Here is a 6,678-nt window from a genome sequence, read left to right on the forward strand (position 1 = left end):
TTTATGCGTGGGATTTTTTATGGCTAGAAACTATATAATTAAAATTATTTTCATACATTAAAATTTATTTTGAAAACTAATTCCCTTCTTTTTGGTTTTATAACTAATTTATAATTATCATTAAATTTAAGAGTCTATATTTTATTGATAAAATTTAGGCTTGAAATTTACTTGAATATTAAACATATTGAAGTCTGGATAATGATAAAAAGGAAGCCATAATGAAAAAACACTCAAGTTTTACTACTCGAAAATTATCAAAAATTGCATTATTGAGTATTGCTCCTGTTTTTACAGTGTCTCATGTGTATGCAATTTCGCCTGATCAAGTAAAAAAGGTAGTGACTGCAGACCAGGCAGCTTATTTGGTTACCTTAAAAGAACTGGTTCATATTGAATCGGGCAGTAAAGATATTGAGGGTTTGAATCAAATTGCCAAAGTTGTGAGTGAAAAATTAAAAGCACAAGGCGCAACGGTTGAAGTGATTCAAAGCAATGATGTTTACCGTATGGACGATACGCCTGAGAAAGTGGGACCTGTGGTTAAGGCACTTTTTAAAGGCAAAGGCCAATCCAAAATTATGTTGATTGGGCATATGGACACGGTTTACCAAAAAGGGATGTTAAAAGATCAACCATTCCGTATTGAAGGTAATAAAGCTTATGGATTAGGGATTATTGACGATAAACAGGGAATTGCAGCGGGGTTACATATCGTCAATATTTTGAAGAAGTTAAATTACCAAGATTATGGAACATTAACGGTTTTATTTAATTCAGATGAAGAAATCAGTTCACCTGGTTCACGAAAATTAATAACTGAGACAGCACAAAACCAAGATATTGTGCTGTCTTTTGAAGGTGGCGGTAAAGATGGGAATTTACGCTTGGCGACTAGTGGAATTGGAGCTGCATATTTAGATATTAAAGGTAAAGGTTCACATGCCGGTGTAAAACCTGAAGCAGGGGTGAATGCATTGACTGAATTGGCTCATCAGATTGGACAATTACAAGATTTAAGTAATCCCAAAATAGGCTTGAAACTCAATTGGACTGTGGCAAATGCGGGTAAAACACGAAATGTAATCCCTGATCAGGCCACTGCACAAGCAGATGTGCGTGCTTTACAAGTGAAAGACTTTGATCAAGTCGAGAAAGTGCTAGAAGAAAAAGTCAAAAATAAAAAATTGGCGGACAGTCAAGTCGCAGTAAAGTTTGAGGTTCGACGTCCACCTCTAGCAGCCAATGAAAATGCCCACAAGCTTGCAGAAAAAGCCCAAAAAATTTATAAGGATGAATTAGGCTTGGATTTAAAAGTGTCCACTACACCTACCGGTGGGGGAACTGATGCTGCATTTGCCGGATTGAAATCAAAGGCAGCAGTCATTGAGGGCATGGGTTTATCTGGTGATGGAGCTCACTCAGATGCTGCAGAATATATTTTAGTTGATAGTATTGTGCCAAGACTGTATTTAGCGACACGTTTGATTATGGAAGCCTCTAAATAAGCTTTAAAGACATGAAAAAGCCCCGACATCCTGTCGAGGCTCTTCCGTATTTGTTCAAGGTATCACTCCTGTTCTACCTCAGCGTCCTGCTGTGTGTACTTTTATTCTTTTTATTTTAGAAACATCCTGTTTCTGTATGAGTTAAATATAATCTGAACTCAGCCTGATGCATAGCTTTCATTTTCTGCAGTCCATGTAAGTAAAAGCTTACAGTATTGCTTTAAAAATATGCTTCTATGCCCAGATAAGGTCCTTTAAATTTAAGTTTGGTTTCTGCATTTGAACCTTCTTCCAGCTGTATGTCCAAAATACGATAGCCGACTCTGGCACCTACGTCGACCAGCAGGTTATCGATAAAATTATATTTGAGTTCTGCTTGAGCATCGCTAATTTGCTCATCATCCAGCGCAGCAAAACTGGCTTCTGCACGAACACTTAAACCTGTAAAAGGCAGGTTTACCCCGGCCTGGGCATAAAGTATCGGTAACGTACTACTCACATCGAATGTGTCGGTATAATTTTGCACAATATCTCCGCTTAGACGTTTGGCTCCAAAGCCGACATCGGCATCGACGATATTGTCCAGCACTTCATAATAAAGAATGAAATCTGTATAAGTGAGGTCAATCTGATGGCTATTTACTCCGGCAAGGCTTTGCTCACTGTCAGCTTGTAAATGGCTATGCTTAATTTTGGCATTGGGCAAAAATGGCACCGGATGTTCCAGCGCGACCGAGAACGACAACGCATCATCATCTTCCAGTTGAGCTTGAGGAAGGGAGGATGCCGGTTGAGTTAAATCGGTACTGTAGTTCCAATAATCAATATTGCCTTTGACCGCAATAACATCGGCTTGGGTGGAACTGAATGCGCCCAATCCAAGGGCTAAGCAAAGAATTTTGAATGATTGCATAAAAATCCTGAAGTGATGTGAACTGTTATTTTTGGAAAATCTTTTTCTGAGTTAAATAGAGTGAATCGAGACTCAACTCAGCGCATCATATAGTGAATGCTAAAAAATTGCATCGTTGTTATTTCTCAAAATTAAAGCAAATTTTACCTGGCATAAAATGCAGATGATTTGAAAAATCCAAAGCTGCTTTTTATTGTTGAATTTTTATACAATAAATAAAAATAAGCAGGGTAAATAACCTTAAGTTTTTATATCTAGCTCAGATATTCTTAAAAGTTTGTCAATGAATAATAGGGATAGGCCAAAAATAAGCCGATTAAATGAACATTCGCACTGAATATATTATAAAAAATAGATGCTTTGTAGATAAATTACAGAAACTTCTTTCAAAAATGAGTATTGTTAAATCCATACAAAAGATCGGTCTGAATTGTAATTTTTAACCAAGATTCAATTTCAGACTGATCTGTTTGCATTTGAGAACAATTCACTCAAAAGGTGTAACCTCTAAATCAGACACAAGAATTATTTTTAAAAGGTACTTTTTTGCTCGCGAAATAACCCAGATAACAAGCAGCATTTAAAGATACCTAAGGTTTAGGTGTTTTATGACAGATTCTCGTGAAAACTGGTCATCACGATCCGGCTTTATTATTGCAGCGGTCGGATCGGCTGTCGGTTTAGGTAATATTTGGCGTTTCCCATACGTCGCCTATGAAAATGGCGGTGGCGCGTTTCTTATTCCTTATCTTATTGCTTTAATTACTGCCGGTTTACCGCTTTTATTTCTCGACTATGCCGTCGGGCATAGAAGTAATAGCTCACCTCCAAAAGCCTATCGCAAATTATTCCGTGGCGGTGAAACTCTCGGATGGTGGCAAGTCAGTGTATGTATCATCATTGGTTTGTACTATGCCAGCGTTTTGACTTGGGCAGGCAGTTATGTGTACTTCTCCATTGGGCAGATGTGGGGCAGTGATCCGGAAGGTTTCTTCTTTAAAACCTATTTACAAACCTCTGAAGCTACCGGTTTTGATCCGAGTTTTGTCAGCCATATTTTCTGGCCATTGGCAGGAATCTGGGCCTTAACCTTGGTGATTTTATATGGCGGGGTGAAAAAGGGTGTGGAACTTTCTAACAAGATTTTCATGCCATTATTGTTTGTTTTATTTACTCTTTTAGTGATTCAGTCACTTCGTTTACCTGGTGCGGTAGACGGTCTAAATGCCTTCTTCACGCCAAACTGGTCTGCCATGATGGACTATAAAGTCTGGCTGGCAGCTTATGGTCATACCTTCTTCTCGCTTTCAGTCGGGTTCGGGATCATGGTGACCTACGCTTCCTATTTAAAGCCGAAAACCAATTTAACCGGTTCGGGTTTGATTGTCGGTTTTGCCAATGCTTCAACTGAAATTCTGGCGGGTATTGGTATTTTTGCCGCATTGGGCTTCATGGCCTATAGCTCGAACAGCAATGTACAGGATGTGGTGAGTGGCGGTATCGGGCTAGCCTTTATTGCCTTTCCTAAAATCATTTCCAGCCTGGGTGCGGGTGCAGACTTGTTTGGTATCCTGTTTTTTACCTCATTGTTTGTTGCCGGTATTTCATCGATGGTGAGTATTCTGGAAGTTCCAATCTCTGCCATGATGGACAAGCTGAAATGGAGCCGTAAGAAAGCGGTAACGATCGTAGGTGGTGGTAGTGCGGTTGTATCAATCGTTTTATTCTCCAGCGTGAACTCGATTAAACTGGTCGATATCATTGATCATTTTATTAACAATATCGGCATTATCGGCGGTGCGTTGATTTCGATTATCAGTATTGCCTGGTTCAAACGTTCAGCTTTGATGGAGATCCGTAATCACGTCAATGCCATTTCAACGGTACATTTGGGCAAAGGTTGGGATTTCACTTTAACGGTGATTACCTCTTTGATTTTGCTGGTTACTTTGGGAATGACCATCTTTAACTTGTTATTAAAAGGTTATGGTGATTATAGTGTAAGTCTGCAGTGGTTATTTGGCTGGGGCTGCGTGATTTTCTGTGCAGTCATTGCTTTTATTTTGGCTCGCGTTAAAGACCGCTAGGAGAGAAAATATGAATACTTCTGCAATCATCATGATGATTATTTCTATGCTGTTTTTATGGGGTGGATTAATCTTATCCATTCTGCATTTGATGAAAAATCCTGAAGAGCTGGATGAGGTACTTGAAGAAGTGAAAGATCAACATACTCTTTAAGTCAAAAAATTCATCACTGACAAAATATGCAAATGAAAGTCATTATCATTTATGATAATGGCTTTCTTGTTTCTAAAGTGGAGCATGGCTATGCACACGATTTTGCAGTATCAGGTTTGGATCGCATTCGCGGTGACCTTTCTGGCAGGATTGGCAACCGTGATCGGTGGTGCACTGGTTTTATTTTTCAAACAACCGAGTTATCGCCTGCTTTCTTTTGGTCTGGCCTTTTCTGCCGGTGCCATGGTCTATGTTTCACTGACTGAAATTTTGAATAAATCCATTCAGTCTTTTAGTCAGGCCTTTGATGCTAAATATGGTTTTGCCTTGGGTACTTTTGCATTCTTGTTGGGGGTCATTCTGGTGTTGCTGCTGGATCATTTTGTGCCAAATCCGCATGAAACCATTGAGCAGACAAACCCGGAAGATATGGATCAGCAACAATTGATGCGTACCGGTTTACTGACTTTATTTGCGATTACTGCACATAATTTTCCTGAAGGACTGGCGACTTTTTTTGCTACCTTGGAGAGTCCGACGCTTGGTGCCCCTTTAGCGGTTGCCATTGCCATTCATAATATTCCGGAAGGTATTGCAATTGCCCTACCGGTCTATATGGCAACAGGACGTAAAGATCTGGCACTTGGGGCCAGTTTTGTTTCCGCTTTAGCAGAGCCATTGGGTGCAGCACTGGGATATTTTATTCTTGCTCCTTTTATGAGTTTTAGTGTGTATGGCGCAGTATTTGGGGTGATTGGCGGGGTGATGGTGTTTTTGGCTCTGGATGAATTATTACCTACCGCCAAACGCTATGCCAAAGGACATGAAACCGTCTATGGCTTGGTCACCGGGATGGCATCACTGGCGATCAGTTTGGTCATCTTTAAATTTGTCAGTTAAGCCGGTTGCGTACAACAGGCGGAAAAAAAGGTGGCTTTAAGCCACCTTTTTTAATGACGTTTGTTAAGCCATTTTCTGGATACGGCAATAGAAGAAGCCATCACCACGGCCTACCTGAGGCAGTAATTGGCGACCGTGAATTTGTTCAATTCCCCAATCGGCTTCAATTTTAATTTCTTTGGCATCGGCATGACTTTTAAAGAACTCGACCATTTGCTGTTCATTTTCCGCTTTTAAAATCGAGCAGGTGATGTAAAGCAAAGTGCCACCGACTTTCAGTTGTTGCCACATATTTTCTAAAATTTGCTTTTGCAACTGAACAGTTTGGGCAATATCGGTCGATTGACGCAATAAACGGATATCGGGATGGCGGCGCATCACCCCAATTGCAGAGCAGGGCGCATCCAGCACGATACAATCGGCTTGTTCAGGAGCAGTCCAGGTCACGGCATCGGCAGTGATAATTTCCACATGTTTGCCATCTAACAGCAGACGCTCCAGGTTTTCAGAAACACGTTTTAAACGCTTTTCATCCTGGTCGAGGGCAATCAGTTTTTTCGGCTGATATTTCTCTAAAATATGCGCGGTTTTGCCGCCAGGTGCCGCACAGGCATCAATAACGAATTTGCCATTCAGGTTCGGCAATAGCGTTGCGCAAAGCTGGGCATGTTCATCTTGTACGGAAAACCCGCCAGCTTCAAAGCCCGGTAGACTTGGAATATGCAGGCTTTCATCCATGACAATACCGACTTCAGAAATGTCGCAACGATGTGCATCGATGCCTTCATCTTCCAAGATGTCAAGATATTCATCACGGCTGACTTGGCGGGTATTCACACGTAATGTTAAGGGTGCAACCTGTTTCAGTTCATAGCTGAGTTCAGCAAACTGTTCACCCCAATCTTTCTTTAAACGCTTCGCCAGCCAGCTAGGTAAATTAGAGGCATTTTCTAATACGTCATAGAATTGTTCAGATTCGCGCGTCGCACGACGCAAAATGGCATTCACCACACCACTTAAACTTTCCATGCCCAATTGTTTGCTGGCTTCTACCGTTTCAGAAATGGCAGCATGTGCAGCTACACGGGTACATAGCAATTGATATAAACCGACATA

The 6,678-nt window shown here is 40.8% G+C and carries 6 protein-coding genes; 4 read left to right on the forward strand and 2 right to left on the reverse strand.

The features are described 5' to 3' along the window. Nucleotides 1-221 precede the first annotated feature (221 nt). A complete protein-coding gene (locus B4C48_RS10685) occupies nucleotides 222-1,508 on the forward strand; it encodes a M20/M25/M40 family metallo-hydrolase (RefSeq protein WP_291356313.1) in 1,287 nt (428 codons plus the stop codon). Between the two features lie 220 nt (nucleotides 1,509-1,728). Here B4C48_RS10685 and B4C48_RS10690 read toward each other — a convergent pair whose 3' ends face one another. After that, complete coding sequence (locus B4C48_RS10690) at nucleotides 1,729-2,421, reverse strand: TIGR04219 family outer membrane beta-barrel protein (protein WP_291356314.1); 693 nt, start codon at nucleotides 2,419-2,421, stop codon at nucleotides 1,729-1,731. A gap of 608 nt (nucleotides 2,422-3,029) precedes the next feature. On the opposite strand from B4C48_RS10690, the gene B4C48_RS10695 reads away from it, so the two are divergent. The 3 genes from B4C48_RS10695 to zupT all read left to right on the forward strand — a co-directional run bounded on the left by B4C48_RS10695 (nucleotide 3,030) and on the right by zupT (nucleotide 5,562). Continuing rightward, nucleotides 3,030-4,508, forward strand: coding sequence for a sodium-dependent transporter (locus tag B4C48_RS10695; protein WP_291356316.1), 1,479 nt, complete (start codon nucleotides 3,030-3,032; stop codon nucleotides 4,506-4,508). 10 nt (nucleotides 4,509-4,518) lie between these two features. Continuing rightward, a complete protein-coding gene (locus B4C48_RS10700) occupies nucleotides 4,519-4,662 on the forward strand; it encodes a methionine/alanine import family NSS transporter small subunit (protein ID WP_291356318.1) in 144 nt (47 codons plus the stop codon). 90 nt (nucleotides 4,663-4,752) lie between these two features. Then, nucleotides 4,753-5,562 carry a zinc transporter ZupT gene (gene zupT / locus B4C48_RS10705; protein WP_291356319.1) on the forward strand — a complete coding sequence of 270 codons (810 nt, stop codon included), beginning with the start codon at nucleotides 4,753-4,755 and terminating at the stop codon, nucleotides 5,560-5,562. A gap of 63 nt (nucleotides 5,563-5,625) precedes the next feature. Here the strand turns inward: zupT and rsmB are convergent. After that, the coding region (rsmB, locus tag B4C48_RS10710) for a 16S rRNA (cytosine(967)-C(5))-methyltransferase RsmB (RefSeq protein WP_291356321.1) at nucleotides 5,626-6,678 on the reverse strand (1,053 nt) is incomplete at its 5' end.

The organism is Acinetobacter sp. UBA3106 (assembly GCA_002365595.1).
Classification (GTDB): Bacteria; Pseudomonadota; Gammaproteobacteria; order Pseudomonadales; family Moraxellaceae; genus Acinetobacter.